The organism is Aquimarina sp. Aq78 (assembly GCF_900299525.1).
In the GTDB taxonomy this organism is placed as follows: Bacteria; Bacteroidota; Bacteroidia; order Flavobacteriales; family Flavobacteriaceae; genus Aquimarina.
The window spans coordinates 240,983-265,033 of record NZ_OMKA01000001.1 but is presented as its reverse complement, the minus strand read 5'-3'; the positions used below and the strand labels follow the sequence as shown (position 1 = coordinate 265,033).

Annotated in this window: 12 protein-coding genes; 5 read left to right on the top strand and 7 right to left on the bottom strand. The window is 35.9% G+C overall.

Annotated features, from left to right (window positions below):
- The first annotated feature begins 515 nt into the window (after positions 1–515).
- The 5 genes from DG435_RS01135 (at position 516) to DG435_RS01115 (ending at position 6,556) form a co-directional block, all read left to right on the top strand.
- Positions 516–1,082 (top strand): hypothetical protein, encoded by a 567-nt coding sequence (locus DG435_RS01135; RefSeq protein ID WP_025665648.1) that lies wholly within the window; start codon positions 516–518, stop codon positions 1,080–1,082.
- A 356-nt stretch (positions 1,083–1,438) separates the two neighbouring features.
- Positions 1,439–2,281, top strand: a complete 843-nt coding sequence (locus tag DG435_RS01130) for a CPBP family intramembrane glutamic endopeptidase (RefSeq protein ID WP_106794724.1) — start codon at positions 1,439–1,441, stop codon at positions 2,279–2,281.
- Between the two features lie 177 nt (positions 2,282–2,458).
- Positions 2,459–2,935 (top strand): T9SS type A sorting domain-containing protein, encoded by a 477-nt coding sequence (locus DG435_RS01125; RefSeq protein ID WP_106794723.1) that lies wholly within the window; start codon positions 2,459–2,461, stop codon positions 2,933–2,935.
- A gap of 4 nt (positions 2,936–2,939) precedes the next feature.
- Entirely contained in the window at positions 2,940–4,751 is a 1,812-nt protein-coding gene (locus DG435_RS01120; RefSeq protein WP_159025765.1) for a hypothetical protein, read from the top strand.
- Positions 4,752–4,756: 5 nt separating this feature from the next.
- Complete coding sequence (locus tag DG435_RS01115) at positions 4,757–6,556, top strand: hypothetical protein (RefSeq protein ID WP_106794721.1); 1,800 nt, start codon at positions 4,757–4,759, stop codon at positions 6,554–6,556.
- A 251-nt stretch (positions 6,557–6,807) separates the two neighbouring features.
- On the opposite strand, the gene DG435_RS01110 is transcribed toward DG435_RS01115, so the two are convergent.
- The 7 genes from DG435_RS01110 to DG435_RS01080 all read right to left on the bottom strand — a co-directional run bounded on the left by DG435_RS01110 (position 6,808) and on the right by DG435_RS01080 (position 24,023).
- A complete protein-coding gene (locus tag DG435_RS01110) occupies positions 6,808–13,767 on the bottom strand; it encodes a PKD domain-containing protein (RefSeq protein WP_159025764.1) in 6,960 nt (2,319 codons plus the stop codon).
- A 361-nt stretch (positions 13,768–14,128) separates the two neighbouring features.
- Entirely contained in the window at positions 14,129–17,083 is a 2,955-nt protein-coding gene (locus tag DG435_RS01105; RefSeq protein ID WP_234387181.1) for a glycoside hydrolase family 48 protein, read from the bottom strand.
- 78 nt (positions 17,084–17,161) lie between these two features.
- Complete coding sequence (locus DG435_RS26035) at positions 17,162–20,530, bottom strand: glycoside hydrolase family 9 protein (protein WP_106794719.1); 3,369 nt, start codon at positions 20,528–20,530, stop codon at positions 17,162–17,164.
- Between the two features lie 628 nt (positions 20,531–21,158).
- On the bottom strand, positions 21,159–21,359 hold the full coding sequence (locus DG435_RS25810) for a hypothetical protein (RefSeq protein ID WP_199852729.1): 201 nt from the start codon (positions 21,357–21,359) through the stop codon (positions 21,159–21,161).
- An 857-nt stretch (positions 21,360–22,216) separates the two neighbouring features.
- A complete protein-coding gene (locus DG435_RS01090) occupies positions 22,217–22,444 on the bottom strand; it encodes a DUF6671 family protein (RefSeq protein WP_139062414.1) in 228 nt (75 codons plus the stop codon).
- A gap of 106 nt (positions 22,445–22,550) precedes the next feature.
- Positions 22,551–23,099, bottom strand: coding sequence for a hypothetical protein (locus tag DG435_RS01085; protein ID WP_106794717.1), 549 nt, complete (start codon positions 23,097–23,099; stop codon positions 22,551–22,553).
- Between the two features lie 96 nt (positions 23,100–23,195).
- Positions 23,196–24,023, bottom strand: a complete 828-nt coding sequence (locus DG435_RS01080) for a hypothetical protein (protein ID WP_106794716.1) — start codon at positions 24,021–24,023, stop codon at positions 23,196–23,198.
- Positions 24,024–24,051: the final 28 nt, after the last annotated feature.

The window sequence follows — 24,051 nt, the reverse complement described above, 5'->3', positions numbered from 1 at the left end:
TTTAGTTGTCAGATGGAATTCGCCATTGAACATCTCAGTTGGTATCAACTCAATTGTTATGGCTCATTTCATAATATGTATGGTATATCATTGGTATGTACTACAAATATATTATTTATTACCGCCACCGCCTCCCCTGTTTACCGTGATAAAATAAAGATAATAATCATATCCCAGGGTTCGTCCTCCAAGAACTGAGTTCTTCTGTTTAGTTCACGAAACACATAGTCGAAGTTCGTTTACTGTAAAAGATGTTATCAACATTATTTCTAGACCCTACAAAGATGTATGTAATATACCCCCTGTTAAATCAATGCTTTTGAATTATTACAGTAACATATAATACTGTTGAGAAACCAATAATTTCCACACTACCAAAAAGTCAAAATTATTATTTATTTACGGTTTAGGTTTCGATTTTATGTTTGTGTAAACAATTAGAAAGGAACAACTAATTCAACTGTTTTTTAAATAGTTTTGAATCATCATTAACCAAATTCTTAAAATCTTACACAATGAAAAAATCCATTTTAAAATTAGGCCTGTTTGCTTTTATCTCCGTTACTTTTATAGCATGTCAAAACGATGGTCTTGATGCTCCCGAAGCACAAGAGGTACAAAATGCAACTGTTCAAGATGCTTCAAAACAGTTTGTAAGTGTAAAAGACGTATCAAACGATCCTACGATGCCACAATTAGTAGAAAAACTGATACATCAAAACAACCAGGCAACTGCCAAAAGGGTTGGATGCACATTAGATAGTGATATCGGATGTGGTAGTGATGCCGCTGCAGAGATCGAAGAATATGTAAATCTTTCTAACTGTATTTCTTTTAGTAAAGGAACATTAATCATCCCCATTCAATCTAGACAGTTTACCTATAACTATTCATATTATATCGATGGAGACGGAGATATAAACATGGATCAGTATCAATATCAATTCGACTCCCATGTGGCAGATATCGCACAGCGAATAGCACCTAACAAAATAGCATTGGTAAGTGCTAATGCATCTAATGGTTGCGGAAGAGGTTGGAAAGTAGCTAACATCACATATACTGTTATTCTCGGTAACTAAGATTCTTCTTGATCTTGCTATAAAACAACACATGACAAGCCCTATATATCTATTTGATGTATAGGGTTCTTTTATTTTATAGGGGGACAGCTCACCCTTCGACTACACTCAGGGTTCGGAAGTCGTTGTTTTATTCCAATCGTGGGCTGAGGTGTCATACTGAGCTTGTCGAAGTATACCCGAAGCCACACCTTTATCACAACCCATATTCACCCCCTCGAGAACCTCAGGGTTTATTACGACAAAACACACTTCTAAAAGTTGAAATCATTCTAAAAGATTCATTATTTTAGTACTATAAACGGACTATCGAGAATAGGTTGTACTAAAAGATTCAAATAAAACTATGGTATAACATGAAAAACAGCTTAGGTATACGTACAAAATATCTTTTATTGATATACTTTCTACTCACTTTTTTGATTTCGTGGACAGGTCTTGTTTTTATTATGGGTATTGACGGATTTACCGGAAAGAAAGAAGTACCAGATAGTCAAATCCCGTTACTATTTTTGGCTATGTGTGCAGGGCCTTTTATTGCAGGGTTGTTAGTCAACTATTTTGAAGATGGTAAAAACAGTTTTCAACAATTAAAAATTCGAATATGTAAATGGAAAGTAAAAACCCGATGGTATGCGATAGCTCTTTTTTCTGCTCCTCTACTTTTTGGTTTTACCTATTTAATACTATCTACTTTTTCTTCAAAATTTTCTCCTATCCTTTTCTCTACCGATGATATTTTTATTTTAATTCTTGGCGGAATTCTAGGCGGTATCGTAGCCGGTTTTTTCGAAGAACTGGGCTGGACAGGGTTTGCGATACCCAAATTGAGATTACGTTTCAATATACTCACTACAGGGTTAATTGTTGGTATTATATGGGGAATATGGCATCTTCCTCTTTTTATGAGCAAAGACCCTGATGGAGTGGTTCCATTAGTAATTCTACTTATCGTAAAGCTTGTCACACATTTACCTGCATTTAGAATTTTGATGGTCTGGGTATATGATCACACCCAAAGTTTATGGATTATAATTCTTATGCATATGTCTTTTACGGCAAGTACTATGGTTTTCCAACCCACAACGACAAAAGGAATTGATATTGTTGTTTTTAATCTTATGTTTACCGCATTGATTTATGTATTTATTATCATACTCAGTTATCTCAATCATCGAAAACCTCAAGGATTGAAATGATTGTCTTATTCGTTTGGTAGTATGGTTTTCAAAACACTACTCCCTTTGACTATTCTAGATGAATATATCAGTTTTTGTTTACGGTAAACACTGAAAACAAGAACATTAATATATTCTATTCGTAGTGTTCTTTTCATAGAATAGGTGTAATTTTGCAACCAATTTAATCACTATCATATGAGAATAAAATTACTATTTTTTATTGTTTTAATCCTTTCCAGTACTCTGGTATTATCCCAAAAGAGCATCGTGTCCTCTGGCGGAAATGCTACCGGCACTAGTGGAACATCTAGCTTTACTGTGGGACAATTTTTTTACAGTTCTACAGCAAACACCGTCGGTTCGATTATTGAAGGAACACAACAAGCTTATGAAATTGAAGCCTTAACTAATTTAGATTTAGGAGGAATTCAACTAAATGTAAGCACATATCCAAATCCGACAACAGACAGATTAACCTTACTAATTAATCTTGTTAACTTGGTAAATATCAATTTTCAAATACATGATATTCACGGAAAATTGATTGCAAATAACTCTATAAAAGGTAATATTTCTACTATAGAAATGGGTACTTATGCAAAAGGAACATATATCCTATCAATAAAAGATCGAAACAATACCCTAAAGACTTTTAAAATAATAAAAAAATAAACCTATGAAGAGCATAATTACTTTATTACTATGCATACTATCTATATCTATGGCCACAGCACAAGATTCTAATAGGATCAATTATCAGGCTATTGTAAGAGATGTTAATAACACAGTACTTCAAAATACTGATATCGGAGTACAAATCAATATTTTACAAACATCTGCTTCAGGGTCATCAGTATACTCTGAAAATCAGAATACAACCACAAATATTAATGGCCTTATCAATATAATTATTGGTTCTGCGGCAGGTTTTGATGGTATAGATTGGGGCAATGGTCCTTATTTTATAAGAATAGAAATTGATCCAACAGGTGGAACAAACTATGTTATGTCTACGATTAATCAACTACTTAGTGTACCCTATGCCTTGCATGCTGCAACTGCTGATTTTGCAGAAGCGGCAGATTATAATTCTTTAACTAATACACCAAGTACTATTACCACAGCACAATCTGCCAAGATCGATTTTATCACCATATCCTCTGCTGTAGATATTAATCAACTGCAAACCGATGTCACTGCTAACAATACTAAAACTTCGTTCCCTGGATTCGGGACAGTACCCGGTACTACACTAGAAGGAAATAATCAGATTTGGACAAAATCCACGAATGACATTTTTTATAATGCAGGTAATGTAGGTATTGGAGTAAACCAAAGCAGTAGTTTTGGGGATGCTAAACTACATGTAAGCGGCCCTATCCTTTTTGATGGCACCCCTGCTGCTACAGTTCCCGGAGCTTTGTATTATGACAGTACTGGTAACGGAAGTTTTCATTATACAGATAATACCAATACCGACGTTTTGATTAATTCTGGCGGGGTAACTTATAATAGTGGATTATGGACAGTAGAGAATGGAGATGCTGTAATCAGTTCGGATGTTATTATGCAATTTAGTTTAGGAGTTGGTCAGGATATGAACGTAGGCCAGGATTTTGGTTTTAATACGATTATTCTTAAAGAAAATAATCTAAGATTATTATTTGATGATTCTGATGATATTTCTGGTACAATGCCTGCAAATGACTGGCAAATTGAAGCTAATTCATCTGCTAACGGAGGGACATCTCACTTTGCAATAGTAGATGCTACTGCCGGAGTAACTCCTTTTAAAATTTTGGCAGGAGCTCCAGAGAGTTCTTTATATGTTGCAACTAATGGTAATGTAGGAATAGGGACTAATTCTCCTTCTGAAAAATTAGAAGTTACAGGAACTGTAAAAGCAAGTGCTTTTATAGGAGATGGCTCTGGAATAACAGGAATAGCTACAGGTACAGGAGGAATAGCTAATACCGGAGACACCACTATTGCTGCAGATACCGATGCAAATAATGTTGGTGAAATCTCTTTCCAAACGCAAAACACAACTCGTATGACCATTACCAATACTGGTGCTATAGGAATTGGAACGACTAGCCCTTCTGCAGATCTGGAGGTAGCTGGAGATGTTAAAGTAAATAACTTAACATTGAATGGAAATGCCAATGTACAAACCATGACCCTAGCTGCTACTGTAGATACATCAGTAATTGCTTTTCCTCCCGGATATAATGTTGCGGACAAGAGTTTTATTATTTTAGATGGTCAAGCACCTTCTTCACTTCAAGCATTTACAGGAGGAGTTACGGGACAAACCATTACTATTACTGCATTAACCTCTGCAATTACTATTGAACATGAAGGTGTACCACCAGGTTCGGGAAGTGTAAGATTACCAGGAAATATTAATATTGTTTTGCCTGTAAATGGAAGTGCCACATTTGTCTTTGACGGAACATTTTGGTATTGTGTAGGACTTAATAATTAATTGAAATGAAGAAGAAATTAATACTACTCATATGCCTGCTTGTAGCAACAACAGGTATATACGCGCAATCACCAGAGCAATTTAGTTATCAAGCTATTGTACGTAGTACATCAAATGTATTGGTCGTTAATGCTCCCGTATCTCTGCGTATTAGTATACTACAAGGTAGTACTACAGGAACCACTGTATATAGTGAGACACATGATACCACCACTAATTTTGCAGGTATGGTAAATGTACTGGTAGGTGAAGGAACAATTATATCTGGATCTTTCTCAAATATCGATTGGGGAAATACGGTATATTTTATCAAGACAGAAACTGATCCTACAGGAGGTACAGATTATGACATTGTAGGAGTAGCAGCATTACACAGTGTCCCTTATGGGTTTACTAGTAACACAGCAAGTCGGGCATTAAGTGTAGATTACAATAGCATAAACAATGCACCAACCACTATATCTTCTACACAGGTAGATAAATTAAACCTACTAAATGTTACAACTGCAACAAACTTTGATCAGGTCGCTAACGATATAGCACTTAATACAGCAAAAGTTTCCTTTCCCGGTTTTGGAACTACCGCCGGAACTGCTTTTGATATCATCTGGTCTAAAATAAATGATAATGTATATTATGAGAACGGAAAAGTAGGAATTGGTTTTACTGATGCAACTACCTTTGGTAGTGCTGTGTTAGGAGTTAAGAACGGAATAGTACTAAGCAATGCTAACACTAATGGTATTAGTACAAAAACTCCAGGTTCTTTGTTTTATGAAGAAAATGCTAAAGGATTTCTTTTTTACTATGACAATACAGGAGCCCTAAAATCCTTTGGAACACCTAATATAGAATTTAATACCAGGAATAATGTCTTTTTTAGTGATGCAATTATCCAAAACCGTTTAGGGATTGGTGAAGATGCAAGCACAGGGATGGATTTTGGAGAAAATGATATGGTGCTACGTGATAAAACCATAACTCTTTTGTTTGATGATACTAGTGTCTCTGCAAGCTTTCCAAGTAATGATTGGGCCATAAAAATTAACGATGATGTAAATAACGGGCAAGATTACTTTGCTGCAAGAAATATTACGGGTAGTAGGAATCCTTTTATGATTATGGCAGGCGCGCCAAATAACACTCTTGGTATTACTGCTAATGGAAATGTAAATGTTGGAAATAGTATTCCGACAGAAAAACTCGAAGTAGTCGGAACAGTTAGTGCTACTGCTTATGTTGGAAATGGAAGTGGTCTAATCAACCTCCCAGGAACAGGTACGGCTTCAACTTCTAATACCGGAAGTACTACTATAGGAGCAGATACAGATACAGATACCAATGGTGGTATTATTTTCGACACTGCACAAAACACCCGTTTAAAGATTGAAAATGATGGAACCATAAATGATGGTATTGCAGATGCTACAAAACTAGTAAGTATTAATGGTGATGCCAATTTAAATGAACTAGATGCGAAGACACTATCGGTAGATAAATCGTTACGTAAAGCTGTTTTTACAGAATCGAGTGCTCCAGCTTTTGTGGGAGCTTATGATCTAACTGGTAGGTCTATAGTACTTTTTAATAATGCCAACACGACAATAAATGGTTTTACTGCTGGTAAGGTTGGTCAAAAAGTACATTTGGTTAATATACACCCCACCAATACAATTACCATATCTACTTTTGCGATTACTATTCCAGGTACTGGATTCACCCGTGTATTAAATCAAAACGAAAGTATAACCCTTGTATACAACAATTTCCGTTGGATCGCAATAGATTATGTTACTGTTCCTTAATAGGTAGATTGCTATCTATGTATAGATTAATAAACCCTTGGCTTATAAAGATGAGTCAAGGGTTTATTTTTTATTCTTCCTTCCTATCTCACCTGTTCATATGTACAATTCTAATTAGTTTAAAGCTTTATCGATTGGATTGGGACAATGATAAATCTATTAAAAATCATTATTGAGAGTATTGGTATTTCATTACTAAAAATAAAAAGAGAGAGTTTTACCTCTCTCTTTTCTCTCTAAACAAAAATGCATCATTCAATAATGAACTTCATGGCTTTTTTCTCTCTATTAAGTGTGGTTATAATGACTAGATAAAAGCCGGGATCTAGTTGGTTTACATCGATTATTACTTCTTTACTGTTTTCATGAATCACATCTTCTTTTATGACATCTCCTGTTATATTCGTAATCGTAATTTTGCTTCCTTGAAGGTTTTCGAAACTATGTAGAAATAGCTTATTTCTAACAGGGTTAGGGCTAATCTTAATAGCAGTACCTTTTTTAATCGAACTTAAGCGTATGTACCTATTCAGAAAAGATGTGTTTTCATTTACCAAATTAGTAGCTTGACAATCAGGAGGTGTAGATGATGTACTGCAATACAAGGTGAAATTATTGTTTTTTGATACTAATACAAGGTTTCCTTCATCTGTAGTAGCATAATATGATCCATCTAAACCGTTAATTCCTGTAGTACTCAACTGCACTTCTGGTTTTGGAGCATTAAAACTATGAGTCACTTTTTGCAACAAATCCACATACCAGTCAGGTGTTCCATTATTTGTATTCAAAGAAAACTGATATAGACCATTATTGTTCGAATCCCAATTTATCGTTAAGCTCTTAATATTATCCAAATTAGGTCCGTCGTCTCCTAAAACATGAATCGTATCATATTGCTGATTTAAAGAAGGCAATGCCGTATCCAGAGGTACACCAAAATTACAACCAACAGTTCCATCAATCACTTTAATAACTTTGCTTACTGTATCTGTTTTTCCTAATTGGTTAGTCACAGTAAGTGTAATATTCACCTCTTCAGGAACTGTGTATGTAGCAGATGGGGTTTTAGATATTGATGTTACTCCATTTCCTAAGTCCCAACTATAACTTAATACTCCTCCAGAAGGATCAACCGATGATGACGCATCAAAATTGACCAATAAAGGACTTATTCCACTTTCGGGATCAGCAGTAAAAGAAGCTATCGGTTTGCCATCACTTACTTTTATAGTTATTGTTTTATGCGCTTCCTTTTTACCGTCACTTACAGTAAGTTGTAATACATAATCACCTACAGTATCATATTCATGAGTAACTGTAGTTCCCGTACCTGTTTTTCCATTTCCAAAATCCCAGGTATGTGTAAGCGTATCTCCATCCGGGTCTGATGAAGAAGATCCATCTAAACTAACAAGTAATGGTGCTACACCTATAGTAGGGTCAGCTGTGAAATCAGCAATAGGACTACTATTATCATCAATAACGGTTATTGTTTCTGTTGCTACTACCGAAGTATGAATACCATCACTTACAGAAAGACTTACCAAATATGATCCTATTTCTGTATACATAACTACAGGAGCCATTTCTACAGAAGTTTCTCCATTTCCAAAATCCCAAGTATAGGTCAACAAATCTCCATCGGGGTCACTGGATCCCGAAGCATCAAAACGTACTTCCAAAGGTTTTTTTCCGCTGGTCGTACTTGTCGATATCACCGCAACTGGTGTACCAGATTCGTCTTTAGGCTCCATACCCCATACTAATTTTCCTTTATGATATAAAGTTGCTTTGACATGAGGTTTTAAGGTTTTTTTACTAGCATCATAGGAGTGATCATTAGACTGATTATGAGTCAGGTACCCTGCATGATGGATTCTTGTTTTTATTTCACCAGATTTTCCTTTTGCAGGCAATTTTCCTGAAGACCCACTAAAACTTATTTCAACATACTTCTCCTCTCCTTTGGTTTTAAATTTTCCGTTTACTCCACTAATCGAAGTATAATCTATTCCAAAACTCATTCCCGCAGTATGCTCGGGTGTATACCAATATCGCATTTTGAATTCTGAATATGGTATTGCTTTGGTAGAATCACTTACAATCTGAAATACAGGTTTTATTTCTGAAGAATTTACATTTTGGGTATTATCATAATATTCTACTCTAAAAGGAGTATCTGGTAAATCTATGATACTTTTATCTACCGTTATATTAACTATTCCCGGATCACCAGAAGGGTTTCCGTTTTCATCCATCAATACTAATTTTATCTTATGATCTCCATCTTCAAGATTTTGTATTGAAATGGGTTCGATTGTATAAACAGCATCCTTTTCTATACCATCAATATAGTATCGTACATGCTTCCCTCCTGGTTTAATATCCCATTTATAGGTGCTAAATTTAACATCAAAGCTAGGCTTTAAGACACTTCCGTTAATCGGGGACTGGATAATAGCTGTTGGTCGTTCTGGAAGAGGATCTTTTGTAACGATTACTGTGATTTCATCTTTTAAATCCAAAACCGAATTATTACTACGTTCCATCTGTAATACCAATTTATGTGGCCCTTCAGACAAAACAGTACCATCGGTAAAAACACCTTCGCTAGTAATCAGCCCTCGATCTTTTCCGTCAATTTTGAACCTCAACTTGTACAAATTAGATGGAAGGTTCCATCCTTCAGTATCAAATTTTATTTTTAATGGTGTATTTACCAGTTCACCGTCAGAAGGTGACTTAAAATGAATATCTGGTAAGGGTCGTACCGGTGTTTGTGCATCCCCTCCGTGCAACGTCCATAATACTCCTGCATCAAAAAGTTCCCATCCATTATCGGTGAGCAGGTGCATAAATTGATCCCTAAGTGGAAAAGCTAGCCTCCTGGATGGAAGTGACATTCCTGCCTCATAACCAAAAAGAATAGGTTGATTCCCTACTTTGGCAATAGTCACAGCATTTTCTGTGGGTTTACCAAAAGGCATACGTTGCGTAATTTTATACAACGCTGTCTTTCCTGCGTTTAGTCCAGCGGCAAGAGGGTGATTAGCATTAGCAATTGTCACTTTTGGATACGCTTGTTGTGTAAATCCAAATCCAGAATTGATATTTCCCGAAGTGAGTTTCAGTTTTCCATACATAAAAGGATCCCAGGTCATAATAGGCACCACTGCAGATTCTAAATCGTTTCCAAGTACTCCCGGATCGACAGAAGAAGAGACAAGTACCATATCATACGGATTTGCCATTTCTGGGCGACTCACTTTTTCATCAGAAAACAGGAGTATTTTAAACCCTAATCGCTGTTCTAAACGTGATTTTATCTTTTGATCTTCGGGAGTTAGTTTTTTATCATCTCCCACTACAAACATTACTTTTATTTGCTTCTTATATTTTACTTTTATTTCTGGAGTTAGAGAAGCAGTATTTCCTTGATTATAAAATACTTTTGCAGAAATCTTATATGCTTTCCATAGTACAGGGTTCCAATTCATTTCAAAAGGAGCAGCATTCACTTCTCCCAATAATTCACCATCAATATAATATTCAATTTTGGTAACCCCATTTATATTTGTATTTACACTTAATTTCACAGGATCAGACTTCTCTATGCTTGTTCCTGCTTTTGGAGATGCCATTTTTACAACTTGTGATTGTTCTATAGCCGGTTCTGAGCCATCAATCTGTTTGATATATGCTATTAATTTATTGAAATCTGATTGACTAAGACCAGAAGTAGCTGCATGTGCATCATTAGTATTATAGGTGGTAAATACTTCTTCTATAGTTGCAGCAGCTCCAGTATGCAAATAAGGGGCTGTAGCCCACACATCTCGTAATGTAGGGGTGTCAATCCCTAGTAATTTTTTCCCTAAGCGGTTACCACTATTCGTTGTTATCGTACCTACATCATGCATTTTTCCACTTTTACTATCGGTAAAATTATTTCCACCGTGGCAAGAAGCGCATTGTAAGTTTTTAAATATTCCTTTTCCGGCTACCGCATTATTCGTCAAGGCTCCATTTGCTTTTCGATATGGGCTGGGGTCAAAAGTATTCAGGGATTCTATATAAGCGGTCAGTGCGTCTAAATCTGCCGACTTCCCTTGTTTAGGATCTCCCAGAGAAAGTCCTGTTGTTCCTTTGTTAAAGTCACTGTCTTTCATAAATCCACGACCTTTAAAATGAAAACGAATATCATTTTCAAAATCCTGGATCTCATCAAAATTGGCACTCCAATGTACTCTACCATGCTCTGTTCCTGCTCTTCCGACCAAAGAAATTGTATTTCGTACTCCTTCTCCTCTATCGGTAAAATCCCAATTACGGCCATCCTGAGCGCCATCAATATGACAACTAGCGCAACTAATATATCCATCGGTTCCCATTCTCAAGTCAGCAGCATTATAAAATATTTGCTTTCCTTTTAATACTGTTGTACTTAATTTTTCATTCGTAACCGTTTTTACTGTGGCTATTTTTTCTAAAGAGGTATTTCCTGATTCGATCATTTTTTTTGCATCAAATACCGTAATATCTCTACTCATAAAATTTTTGACAAAAAGACGATTTGTTTTTTTATCAATTACCATTCCCTGGGGAGCACTACCTACATCTTTTTTGATGAGTTCTAGTCCCTTTTGTGGATCAATTACCACAATTCTATTATTCCCCTGCATTGTAAGAAAAAGAAGGTTTCCTGTTGGGGTAAAAAGTGCAGAAGAAGGTTGCCCATGATTATCAATATCTAATCGTGAAGCTAGTTTTTCTGTATTTGTAGATAAATCAATAGATGCTATTGCGGTTCGTACTGCATTATCAAAAGGAAGTGGTTTTCCATCACGAGAAAGGCCTCTTAAAATATTATCCTTTTTTGCTACAGACCAAGCCGATTTATTATTCGGGTGTATACTAATCCCAGACACATAATTGGGAACTCCTCTACCTTCGTTTCCATTATCTACGGTAAAATCATCTATGGGTAATGTAATTGTATGGGTAAGCCTAAATGTTTCTAAATCTATTTTCCAAACCTGTCCTTCTTCATCTGGGGATATAAACCGGGTTACCAGCAATTCTTTTCCATCGCCTGTTACTGCTAATGCTCTTGGTGTTTGCCCTATAGTAAGTGTCGCAGTTATTTGCTGAGTTACCGGGGATATTTCCAAAATTTTCCCTGATCCGTAAGTAGATACAAAACATCGGCTTTGATCTGGCGTAAAAACAATTCCAAATGGACGAGAACCTTTAGGTAAAGGGATTTTTGCATGTATCGTACCATTCGCTTTAAGTACGTATATCTCATCAGAATCTCTACAAGTTATCCACGAATTTCCATCTGAGTCTACTGCAACATTCACCGGATCAATCCCTGTACTTACTTCTTTGATTACAGATAAATCATCTGCATTAATTAAGGTTATGGTATTATTATCCGGATTAACCGACCAAATAACTCTTCTATTTTCATCTACTGCAATTGGAGCAGATTGTGTAGGTAGACTAGCTGTTAATGTTTCTACAATCGTTAATGATTTTGAAAACACAGAAAACCCGCCATTGTTATCAGATACCTGTACTTGTAGCAAATAATTTCCTGCCTCGGTAAAAGTATGTGACGTTTTTTCTCCTATCCAATCGGTTTTGGGAGTACCATCACCAAAATCCCAACGGTAACTCATCGAGTTTCCATCAGGATCAGATGCATTTGCTACAAACTCAACTGTATCTCCCAATCCTACAGGTGATGGCATATTACTATCTATACTGGTAATTTCTGGTGACTTATTTGAAGCGTCTCCTCCTGTTGTAAAATAAAACACATATTCTTTAATCCCATTACCTACGGCATCTTTAACCCCTCCAGCTACAAATTTCACTTCATACGTTGTATTCGGTAATAATTTTTCACGTGGAGCATAGTTAATTACATGATAAGAAGTCGAAGTAACATCACCTATAATAGGATCTCCTCCTAATGGGCTTACTTGTATCGTTTTATCATTAAGTGAATTATCATCAAGGATTTCATTGATTACAAAACCAATGGTTGTATCTACCGGTTGATTTGTTGCTCCTGATACTGGAAAATGATGTCCTACGGTTGGTGGACGGGTATCCAGATCATCCTGGTGGGAAAAAATAGAAGTCTTACCATCCCCGCTTGCAACTAAGATATGTCCAATAGGCATCCATTGATTATCTAACAACTGTAAGGTCTCATCATCAGAAGGAGGAAAAAACTCTTGCTCAACACGCATTTTTTCAAAATTGTATTTTACTCCTCTGTCAAACCTTCCTGTAAAACCAAATTCATCTTTAAAAATCATATAACGCCCAAGGGTAATATCATCTGAGGAGATATTAAAACCATGTTTTACATTAGTAGGGTCGCTTATATCAAAAGCTACCAATGTATTACTCCCCTCATTTCCACTCATATAAATCAAATAATTTCTCCACACCTGAAAACCAGTACTATATTGCTCATGGGGCACTCCGCCTCCAAAAGCACCCAGAAATTTTATATTTTTCGGATCTCCAAAGTCAAATACTTTTATTTCTCCACTCTGGGGAGCATAAAAAACATAATTCCCTAAACGAAGTACTATATCTGGCAGAGTTGCGGCAATTGGTATTTTACCCACCTCTTCTCCGCTTCTCATATCATACACCCTATCGCCATCTATAGTGTGCGGAAATGTTTCTAAATTATCATAATGAGGTTGATTATCTTTAACCGTATATAAAGCGTCTGAGGAAGTGATTGGTTTTCTTTCTAACATATTCGAAAGATCAAGGTATTTATATCCTGATCCTGCTACTTCTGGCACAGAGTATTCTCTATAATACAAATCACCCATTTTCCACCATCGATGTCCATTATTTCCAGCTCCATCAAACTGAAGCCTCTTAGGATCTGTAGGGTTAGAAACATCCCATATCCCTGTTCCTTCCTGGCCGGCTATCATCAAATAATTACGATGGTATGTATTAATCCTGTCGCCTTGGGGAAAATTTGATAAAAAAGTACCTGCAGGCCATGTTTGCGTAGTCATCGACGGACCTGAAGTCCCATCATAGGACTCGGTCATCTTTTTAGCCAGGCCAAACGATATCAAAATAGCTGAAGCATATAATAACCATAGTCCTTTTGATGTCATAATGGCTAACCATTTACGATATAATCTTTGTTTAGTTTTCATTTGTTTACGTGTATTGTGTTTGAGGTCTGATAGCATTTACTTTACCATACGAATTATCATTACATACGCTATATAACATCTCTTTCAATCATCGAATAATCAGAATACAATAGTGCTTTATTACTTTATCATTAAATTTTTCAACAGAAATACATACTTCTATACATATTTTATCTCTTTTGAGAAATTGAATTCTAAACTATTGGTATCGCACCATATTCATATATTTCATTTTTTGATCTGATTTATATTAGAATAGTGATTGGTATACAGTAACTATCATTACGTATATTCTATAGTATTTTACTTAAGTAGAATAGAGAGACACATCGTATTGTGCCTCTCTATGATACTCAAATAATTATCGTTTAATTATTTTTTCTCTGAACTTTTCTCCAGTAGTTGTATTGATAATTTCAATAATATACAACCCGGTAGAAAGCCCCTCTAGCGAAAGTTGAGCGCTGTTTTGTAAATCCTTGAAAGATTTGGTTATCACTACATTACCTGCGATATCAAGAACTTTTACTTTAGCATTTGTAAGCTTCGCATTTCCAGAAATATTTACATAGCTTGATACAGGATTAGGATTCACTTTGATTCCTAGATTCTTTTCAGGAGTACTTTTATTTGCTGACTCATAAAAGAAATGTCCATATTCTGCATTTGCAAGAGCTATTTCAATTTGAGCCCAGCTTCTATGGTAACGTTGTGTATATTCTTGCCCAGAATTATACATTTCTTCAAGTCTTCCAAACTCAGGATCATTTTTATATCCTGATCTGATATCTAAGAAAGATACTCCAGACTTAATCTCATCACCATTAGCCATTGTACCACTATAATTAGAAGGAACATATACTTCCTGCTCAAACATTCTATTAAAATCTCCTCTGGTTTCTGGTGCAGATACTCCTTTATCATCTCTATACTTGTTCCACATTCTATCCAGTATTTCTTTTGCCAGATCGCGAGATTCTGTATCTAATACTGCGTGTTTCTGAGTAGCAGCTGCATAATAGATCAATGCTTTTGCTGTAGATGCTGCAATACCTAAATCTTTACCATAGCTAACCACCTTAACACTAAGGTTGTTGTTATTTCCTGGATTGGCAGCATTCCAATCATCTGGTTCTCCTGTCCACTCGAGTGTTGAAGGAATTTCGAAATCATCATCTCCTACTAGTTTCACTACACTTTTAACCCAGGTGGCCCATTTATCTATTAAATCTTTAGCCATTTTGTCATTGGTGATGTAGTAGTATTCTGCTACACGCTCCATAGACCAGGCTTGCCATCCAAACCATGTTCCACTTCCTGGATCATGATATACTGGATTATCATCGTAAGCCATTCCATAGAATTTAGATTTACCTGCCGGGTATGGGCTATAATCTCCATTCCAGCTATTTGTAGCTCCACCCGCAATTGCACCTTCTTTAGATTGTAACCAGGTGTAAAACTCCATCATTCTCTGTAAACTGGTATTCCAGTCATTTTCTCCTGTTTGAGATTTAGGTTTTAGCTCATTTACATTGGTCAATGCATATGCTGCAACCGGGTTTTGATATCCAAAATGACAGTGACTAGAACTAATTCTCCACGCCCATTCTCCAGGAGGTGTTGCACCACCCCATGCAACATACCAGGACATTAGATAATGCGCACTTTCATATCCTTTTCCAGGAGTAAGACCCTCGGCACCCATTTTCATAAAGTACTTGTCAAACATCGCTAATCTCAAAAAGTCTCCCATTTTTGACGCTTTACCCAAATGGTCTGTAAGCGTAATGCCTTGCTCTTTGGCATATTCTTGTGCCCAATACATCGCTTGTACTACTCTGGCATCTGCATCTGGTGCACTGGTATATCTCCATTGCTTTGCATAATTAGGGTCACCTGTAAAGAGGGGTAAAAATCCTTCTTCGCCTCCCCATGTAAAATCTTCCCATGATGGATGTGGAATAGTTTCAAAAACAGATTCCTGCTCACCTCTCTGGAACGTATTGATATATGATGGCGTACTTGTTCCATCTCCGCGATTACCATATCCATAGAAATTATCGTTATCCAGTAACCAATGCATTTGATATACCTGGTCACCATAGGTCGCTGATAAATCTGCTGAAACAGGATCCTCTCCTACCGGTAAACCAAATTGTAATGGTGATGGGTACATATTAGGATCTGGAAATTCTGCTGCATAGGTCGCAGGTTTTGAAGGGTTATAAACAGAATTGGTAGGTTGATCGTCTACGGTTGGGATAATAAATTTTTCCATTGCATCCCATACTTCACCAACTCCGGACCAGTCCTCATTTATTTTTCCATCCATCACTTCCAGCTGTAACCAGTATGAATACAATTCACTTGTAGATTCATGACCATAATCTGGTGCTTCAACAATTAATGTTTCAATAGAATGATGTGGAGAACCATCTGCACTGAAATATCCATTACTTACACTATAGAATTCATCTTTTAATTCATTGAATCTGTTATAGTATTCGTTAGATCCAGGAGGTGTAACAATATCTTCTTTCACTTTGATACGTTTTGTTGCCTGCCCGGTTCTTCCTCCTTCATCGGTTACGGTAAGAACAACATCATACTCTCCTTCTGCTACAAATTCGTGTGAAACCAATTCTCCTGTAGCAGTAGATCCATCTCCAAAATTCCAGAAAAATGTAAGTATTTCATCTGCAGAATCCGGATCACTAGAAGCAGAAGCATCAAAACTCACAGTTAATGGTGGTACTCCCGCAGTGGGTGTAGCTGATATTCTTGCTATCGGGTCATTATTATTAGCGCTTCCACTACAATCTGGTCTGGTAGATGATGTACTAAAATAGATGGTGAAACCTTTATTTTTGGAAACCATAATAAAGTTATCTCCCTCTTTATTTACATAGTAATCACCGTCTAAACCAGGAATTCTGGTATTGCTAAGTTTTACCGATGGATTTGCATTTGCAAAAGTGTGGCTTATGTTTCCTAATAAGTCTACATACCATCCCGGGACTCCATCTGTAGTTAACATAGAGAATTGATACAGCCCTTTATTCCTTAAATCCCAATTAATAGTAAAGTTAGCTATATTACTTAGGTTAGGTCCTCCATTTCCTAATACAAATATATTTGTATAGGAAATATGTGGTGTAGAAGGTAATGCATTGGCTACTGGCGTTCCAAAGGTACAATCTCCTACATTCTGATATTCGTAATCTATAGTTGATTTTTCTAATTCTCGCGCCATACTTCTGGAAGCAGGGAGTAAAAGAATCAATGTGCAAATAAATAATTTAATTTTTCTCATTTTATTAAGTTTTAAGAGTTAGTGTTAAAAGAGCGGGAGAGAAAGAATGTCCCACTCTTTTTGGTTAATTGTGAACTATCATTCTATAATGAATTTGGTAACGATATGTTTACCATGTACTGTAGTTACTTTTGCCAAATACAGGCCAGAACTTAAGTGATCTACACGAATCATAGTAGATTTCTTACTCTTACCTATAGTATAGCTTCTGATCACCTCGCCTGCTAAGTTTGTGATGATAATCTGGCTTCCTTTTAGGTCTTCGGTGCCAACGATGGTTAATTTATTTTTAACAGGATTTGGACTTATTGTGATGTCAAATTGATGGTCTGTAGCGTTCTTAATTGTCATAACAGTTCTTTCTAAAGAACTAGAACAATCCGGAGGAGTCGCCGATGTACTAAAATATATTGTGAATCCTTTAGTTTTAGACACTAAGACAAAATTTCCTTCATGTTTGGCAGCATAGTACGATCCATCAAATTTTGGAAATCCGGTTCCTGTTAGTGTTACACTTGGGCTAGCCGCTTTTAGGGTATGAGTTATTTTACCCAGCATATCAACATACCAGTTTGGCACCCCATTATTAGTATTCATTGAGAATTGATACAGCCCGTTATTACGATTATCCCAGTTTAAAACAAAATGAGTAACATTACCAAAATCGGGTCCTCCCTGTCCTAAAACATGAATATAATCATAGCGTTGGTGAATAGAAGGTATACCAGAATCCAGCGGAGTTCCGAAAGCACAATCTACAGATCCATCAGATGCTTTGATCACTTTGGTTGCAGTATCTGTTTTTCCTAATTGATTCGTAACTGTAAGCGTTACTGTAAAATCTCCAACCGTTGTATACGTTGTAGATGCAGTCGAAGATGTAGCGGTCTCACCGTTACCCAAATCCCATTGATATGTTAATGTTCCTCCTGAAGGATCTACTGAGGCTGATGCATCAAAATTAACAAGTAAAGGGATAAATCCTTCTTCTGGATCAGCTGTAAAAGAAGCAACAGGTTTTCCATCACTTATAGTTATCGTTTGCGTTTTTATAGCTTCCTTATTTCCATTACTTACCGTAAGTTTTACCAAATATGTACCTACTGCTGTGTATTCGTGAGTAGCTGTTACTCCACTTCCTGTAGTACCATCACCAAAATCCCATGCATATGTGAGCGGATTTCCATCAGAATCTGATGAAGCCGAGGCATCAAAATTTACAGTTACCGGTGCTATTCCGGTAGTTGGATTTGCTACAAAATCAGCAATAAGAATATTGCCATCGATTACAGTTATCGTTTCTGTTACCGGTGTAGAAACATCGGTACCATCACTTACGGTTAGTGTTACTACATACGATCCAATTTGGGCATATGTCACTACTGGTTTCTCTTCTGTTGATGTCTGTCCGTTTCCAAAGTCCCATGAATAGGATAATGCATCTCCTTCGGGATCACTAGAACCAGAAGCATCAAAACTTACTTCTAAAGGAGCGTTTCCTGTTGTTACATTTGCCGCTAATACAGCAATTGGTTTCCCTTTAGGTTCTTTACCATGAATCAAAATCCCTTTATCATACATTGGGATTTTTTGAGAATTGATGCGAGTTGATCCATTAAGGCCATCTGCAGAATAATCATTTGCAAGATTCCATGGCATTCCTGCTTTTACTTCTATTCGTAACTGTGCTTCTCTTCTACTGGGAGACTCTCCTACCGGAGCTATGGGATCATTAGGGAACGAAACTTCTGCATAATATATATTTTTGGCAGCGTCCCAAGGTCTAACTTTTAATTTTCCATTTCCTTCAACATAACTAAGCTTTATAGTATAGTCGCTTATCGTATATCCACTATTCACTGCTTCAGAAATATCAAAGAAATATCTAAAAGAAAGGTTTTTTGTTGTTCTAGCCGGCCATGCAGTATGGTTTTTGGCCATTACCGATACCGTTATTCCATTCTGGTTATTGCTGTTAAATTTGGCATCTGCCAAAAACTCGTCTTTAGGAGTTTCCTTTATAGGAAAATTGGCTAGTGGAGTCCCTCCAAACTCCTTATACATTCTAGCCAAAGTTCCTGTAAATGCCGCATTATAATCACATGCTACTTCATTTGCGACATAATCTCCTCTATCATCAACATACTGGTCATTAGCAGATGGTGGTCCTCCTACCAGTGCTCCATAGGTGATATGTCTATTATTTTTTGGTAAACCTGTTAGGTTATTAGTCCAGGTTCCGTGTGCTGTTCTATGATGTGGGTTTTTAGGAGAGTTGTTACCAAAACCGACTACATAACTACTATTTCTGGGATTATCTCCCAGGATATAATTGATCTGACGCTTTGCAAAATTGAGATACGTAGCTTTTTTTGGAGTGTCAACATGGTCACTATATACAAATGCTAAAAACGAAGTATTAGCAGTATGACGTAACGATCCCCATTGCGTTAGATGTGCCTGACCTCCGGCACTATAAGGAACACGTTCTCCGTTATATCCTGTTGTCCAGTAATCCAAATGTCTTTCTGCATCAACCTTATATTTATTTTTACCTGTAATCTTTGATAGTAAAATATAGCATCCGTATGATTTATCATCCCAGGCCAATCCCCACTTATACGATTTTGTGGTAGACTGTGGTTCATTATTCATCTTATCATATTCTGACTCTGCTTTATCCAGATACGATTGTTTTTTTGTCGCTTCATACAACCAGGTAGCTCCCCATACAATTTCATCCTTAAATCCGCTCCATGATTTATAGTATTGTTGTACATCTGGTATAGATATAGAATAATCTCCTCTATACTTATCTGCAAAATCATATAATTGTTCTGCATGAGAAAGTAATGTTGCGCTATAAGTTGGGTCAGAATCTTTAAATACAATACTAGCTGCTGCCAATGCTGCTGCAGTTTCTCCGGCTAGTTCTGTTCCTGGTTTTGCTTTTGTGATTTTATAAGCAGGTCTGGCCATAGGCATTACTTCTGCAGCACCCCACCATGCATGATCCGCTCCTCCATTACCGACCTGCCCATAGAATTCATTGGGTGCAGTATGACATTTTATAAAGTAGTCACATACAAATCGTAAATTATTTTTAATATGCTGTAATTGCCCACTATTACGATACGCATCTTCATATTCTATAGCTCCCCAGGCCAACATAGTAGCAGAATAGGCCATAGGAAATCCAAATTTTACATGATCTCCTGCATCATACCATCCTCCGGTTAAATCTTTATTTACACCAGAACCGTCATTTATTGCCGAATCATCTCTCCAACTCACTCTATTCCAATCGGGTAACTTTCCGGATTGTTGTACTTCGTAAAAGAAAATAGATTTTTGTAATGCTTCTCCGTAATTAAAGCTTTGCGCGCTACTCGGCACACTAAAAACACAGAATAATAGCCAAAAAGCTACTTTAACTAAATTTTTCATAATTGTAAGTTTTAAATAATTGTTTGTTATGATTTGATTACCTCAAAAACTTGATTTCAACATTCAAGTTTTTGATGTTTTTTCATCATTTGGATGCGTCAAAAAACCTCACAGAATTGCTCGGTTTTTTAACCTATTTTCACGACTGACTATTTAAAAAACTATATGACTGACTTAGTTTTTTATTACTTTATGATTTTGAATTTATACTTCCCATAGAAAGGGAAATTGGTAATTGATATTTAATGTGCGTTTCAGGTGTCGCACATTAGATGCATAGCATTGAGTAGTATGCATAATTTTGCTTGATTTCTCATAATTTACGTTAGGTTTTAAGATTATATTATTTTAAGACAAAACTTAATTTGATTCCATTTGGTTTGATGGAAAAAACTCTGCTTGGTTACTTGTCTATTTTTATAGAGATAACAATCATTCATACATAGACACTTTTTTTTGAAAAAAAATCAAATATTTAACGATATTATTGACTATTACATAATACACATACTTATATTACGGGATTCTCATCGAAAATAAACGTGTTATAAAGGTTAGAGAATATGATTTTAGATAGCTAGTGGTTGTGGATGTTTTATCCTTGGGTTACACTCACCCTTCGAGAGCTTCAGGGTTCGGTAGTCATCGTTTTATTCATATCGGAGACTGAAGTTCTCGAAGCCCCATTTTTATCACGATACGTCATGGACAATCCGGGCAATATTTCCAACTCCCCTCTCATTAATGCTTCTTTCTTTGCTCTCGACCAGTCTTGTACTTGTTTTTCTCTATAAAAAGCAGTGTCTATTCGATTATAGTTCTCATACATCACTACATTCTAAAATAACGTGAATTCGATGTAAGAAAATCTACCTCAGTCAGAGACATCCAATAAAATTTTATTCAGTGTTTAAGCTGACGTTCCAAAGCAGAGCTTTGAAATCTTTTTTCACCAGTATAAGATTTGTTTTGCGTTTGCAACATCTATGAAGCCTTGGAAAGATTTTAGCACAATAAATCTGATTTTCAGTGAAATTGAAAAATACCTTGAAAAAAGTGCCTTTTCTTTTGGTTCGTTTTCTTTGGGCAAGCAAAGAAAATGAACAGAAAGCCAAATCAAAGGGAATTAGATGAAATTTAAGAGTGTATAAGTTTATGAAAAACAAATCATTATAAAATACGTCAATGGTAGTAATTTTCGATAGAAAATTGTACTTCGACCAGACTCAGCAGAGCTATCGAAGACAAATAAATTTTCAAGCCAAATCCTTACATCGAACTCACATTAAAATATACATATACCCATTCATCTTAATCTTTGTTTTTACAATAGTAGCGCATACAAGTTTCATTTTTTGAAACTGAAAAAGTATATCAAGAGGTACTTACGAAGTACCCTCTCCCCACTGCAGAAGTACTCACCCCCCTGTGCAAACACAGGTGTGTCCTGTATAAAACAGAGGCCACACCTCTGTTGAACACAAGTGCTGCCTTTGTTTGAAGTACCCCCACCCGGCAATCGAAGTACCCCTGGCCAAGGTTACTGGCAGTGGTACCCACTACCATAAGTCTCTTAAGTGTATATGTACCCTTAACTTACCCACTACTATAAGTACCCACCCCCACTTAGATAAGTGGGGTTTGGCCTATTTTGTATAGTATAGGGTTATTTTTTAACAGTTTTTGTTAATAATAGTTTTCACCACTTTTAGAACGGTATATATCTTTTGTCCATTCGTGATTACATTTCCCACAGCTATAATAATTACGAAAAAGACGTTTTTCAGGGTTAGCAAAATCTTCGCCCAAATAGTCTTCTTTTGTTCTCGCTATATTAAAATAGTCTGCTTTACATTTTGGGCATCTACTTGATCTATATTCTTGCACCAAAGCATAAATTATGATAGATAACATAATTATGCATATCAAAAAGTTACCCCAATTTTCTTCCATATTATATGGTGAACATTATTTACAAACAATGCAATGAAGTGTTACTGATTAAGTACTATTAATTTAATCATTCAAGCTCTCGATTAAAAATAATTTTAGATCCTTCTATAGTGTAAGCTATCTTTAGATCTTCTAGAAAAAGTTTTATTTTTTCCTGTACCTGCTCATGATCAGATATAAAAACAAAAGTTTCTCTGGGTTTTCTCCAGTTGACATGATCCAATTCATATTTGTATTCTCCAAATTCCTGATTCATCTTGAATATCATATTAACTATATCATGTTCATTTACAAACTTTCTCCTTAGAATACCTTCTTTTATTTCTGTTATAGACAACCAGCCATCATCATCATTCTCTTCTTCTCTAAATTCATCATAATAATCACCATACACAAGATCTCCACTTCCCAAATTTTTGTACTCTTTACTTTCTTTAATAAATACCACTGGACCCGGACCTACTAGCATTCCTCTTTCATCATCATGCTCATAATCCACATGTTTCCAAAAACCAAAAACATATTTACTGGTTTCTTCTATAGCATGTAATGTATACTTTGATCCAAGAGTATCTATGATCATTTCCCGAAATTTCTCTTTGTGTGTTTCTTGCATTAACAAATATTTACTTCTTTATCTTCTTTGGCTGCAGCACATCTAATTTCTGCACAACCTTGGATATTTTTATGACTATAAAAGTACGGTATATGATTATTCTTCCTTATATACATATTTACGAATAATAGTTTGACTAACAGGTTTTAATATTTTGCCATTAGTTGGATGCGTGCCTGGCATTGTGAAAAACTCAATTCCTACTGTCTTGTCATACCAAAATAGAGCTTTTCCATCTTTAAAAAACGTCATTGTGGTATCCAGTTTAATTTTTCTAAAATTTTCTAACAGGTTACGATTTAATGCAATATCGGGAGAATTGGTTTTTCCACAATCGATTACTTCATAATGATTTTCTGACCAGGTCATGCACATCATCTCTTCTTTATTTTTATCCAGAAAATAATCACTAATTGAGTTATAAAAGACAACTACTATCATACCAGTAATCATAATAGAAATTCCAATTTTAATATATAGTTTTCTTTTTTTTATCTCTTTTTTTCTTTGGATTTCCCTTAGCTTTTCTTTTTGCTCTTTGCTAATATTCTGACCGGTTTCATTTGGTGACGGTTCATCCCTTCTGACTTCAGTTTTATCATCAACAAAAGGCACTTCTTCTAAATAACTAAGATCACTAGGTTGATTATTAGTAAACTGTTTTTGAGAATCATACCCCAAATACTTCAAAAGTTTATTGATTAATGTATCTGAAGGCGTTTGTTGTTTCCCACTATTAAAATAATAATTGTAGTAGTTTAAAAGTGTTCTAGCATATCTATGTTCATCAATTAGACTACCATTTTCTTTTTTATTAATTTCTTCTGAAATGATTTTGGCTAGAGCATTTTTAGTTGTTGCTAAAGAATTGTTTCGATACGCTTCAATAAACGATAGTGCCACTATTTTCTTGAATTCCTCCATGAATTGTTAGTCTGTATAAGTAAAAGTA

Excerpts from the sequence above, each read along its gene's own strand:
- DG435_RS01135 (WP_025665648.1), top strand. The coding sequence starts at position 516 with ATGAAAAAATCCATTTTAAAATTAGGCCTGTTTGCTTTTATCTCCGTT.
- DG435_RS01085 (WP_106794717.1), bottom strand. The coding sequence starts at position 23,099 with ATGCAAGAAACACACAAAGAGAAATTTCGGGAAATGATCATAGATACT.
- DG435_RS01105 (WP_234387181.1), bottom strand. The coding sequence starts at position 17,083 with ATGAGAAAAATTAAATTATTTATTTGCACATTGATTCTTTTACTCCCT.
- DG435_RS25810 (WP_199852729.1), bottom strand. The coding sequence starts at position 21,359 with ATGTATGAGAACTATAATCGAATAGACACTGCTTTTTATAGAGAAAAA.
- DG435_RS01115 (WP_106794721.1), top strand. The coding sequence starts at position 4,757 with ATGAAGAAGAAATTAATACTACTCATATGCCTGCTTGTAGCAACAACA.
- DG435_RS01125 (WP_106794723.1), top strand. The coding sequence starts at position 2,459 with ATGAGAATAAAATTACTATTTTTTATTGTTTTAATCCTTTCCAGTACT.
- DG435_RS01120 (WP_159025765.1), top strand. The coding sequence starts at position 2,940 with ATGAAGAGCATAATTACTTTATTACTATGCATACTATCTATATCTATG.
- DG435_RS26035 (WP_106794719.1), bottom strand. The coding sequence starts at position 20,530 with ATGAAAAATTTAGTTAAAGTAGCTTTTTGGCTATTATTCTGTGTTTTT.
- DG435_RS01110 (WP_159025764.1), bottom strand. The coding sequence starts at position 13,767 with ATGAAAACTAAACAAAGATTATATCGTAAATGGTTAGCCATTATGACA.
- DG435_RS01090 (WP_139062414.1), bottom strand. The coding sequence starts at position 22,444 with ATGTTATCTATCATAATTTATGCTTTGGTGCAAGAATATAGATCAAGT.
- DG435_RS01080 (WP_106794716.1), bottom strand. The coding sequence starts at position 24,023 with ATGGAGGAATTCAAGAAAATAGTGGCACTATCGTTTATTGAAGCGTAT.
- DG435_RS01130 (WP_106794724.1), top strand. The coding sequence starts at position 1,439 with ATGAAAAACAGCTTAGGTATACGTACAAAATATCTTTTATTGATATAC.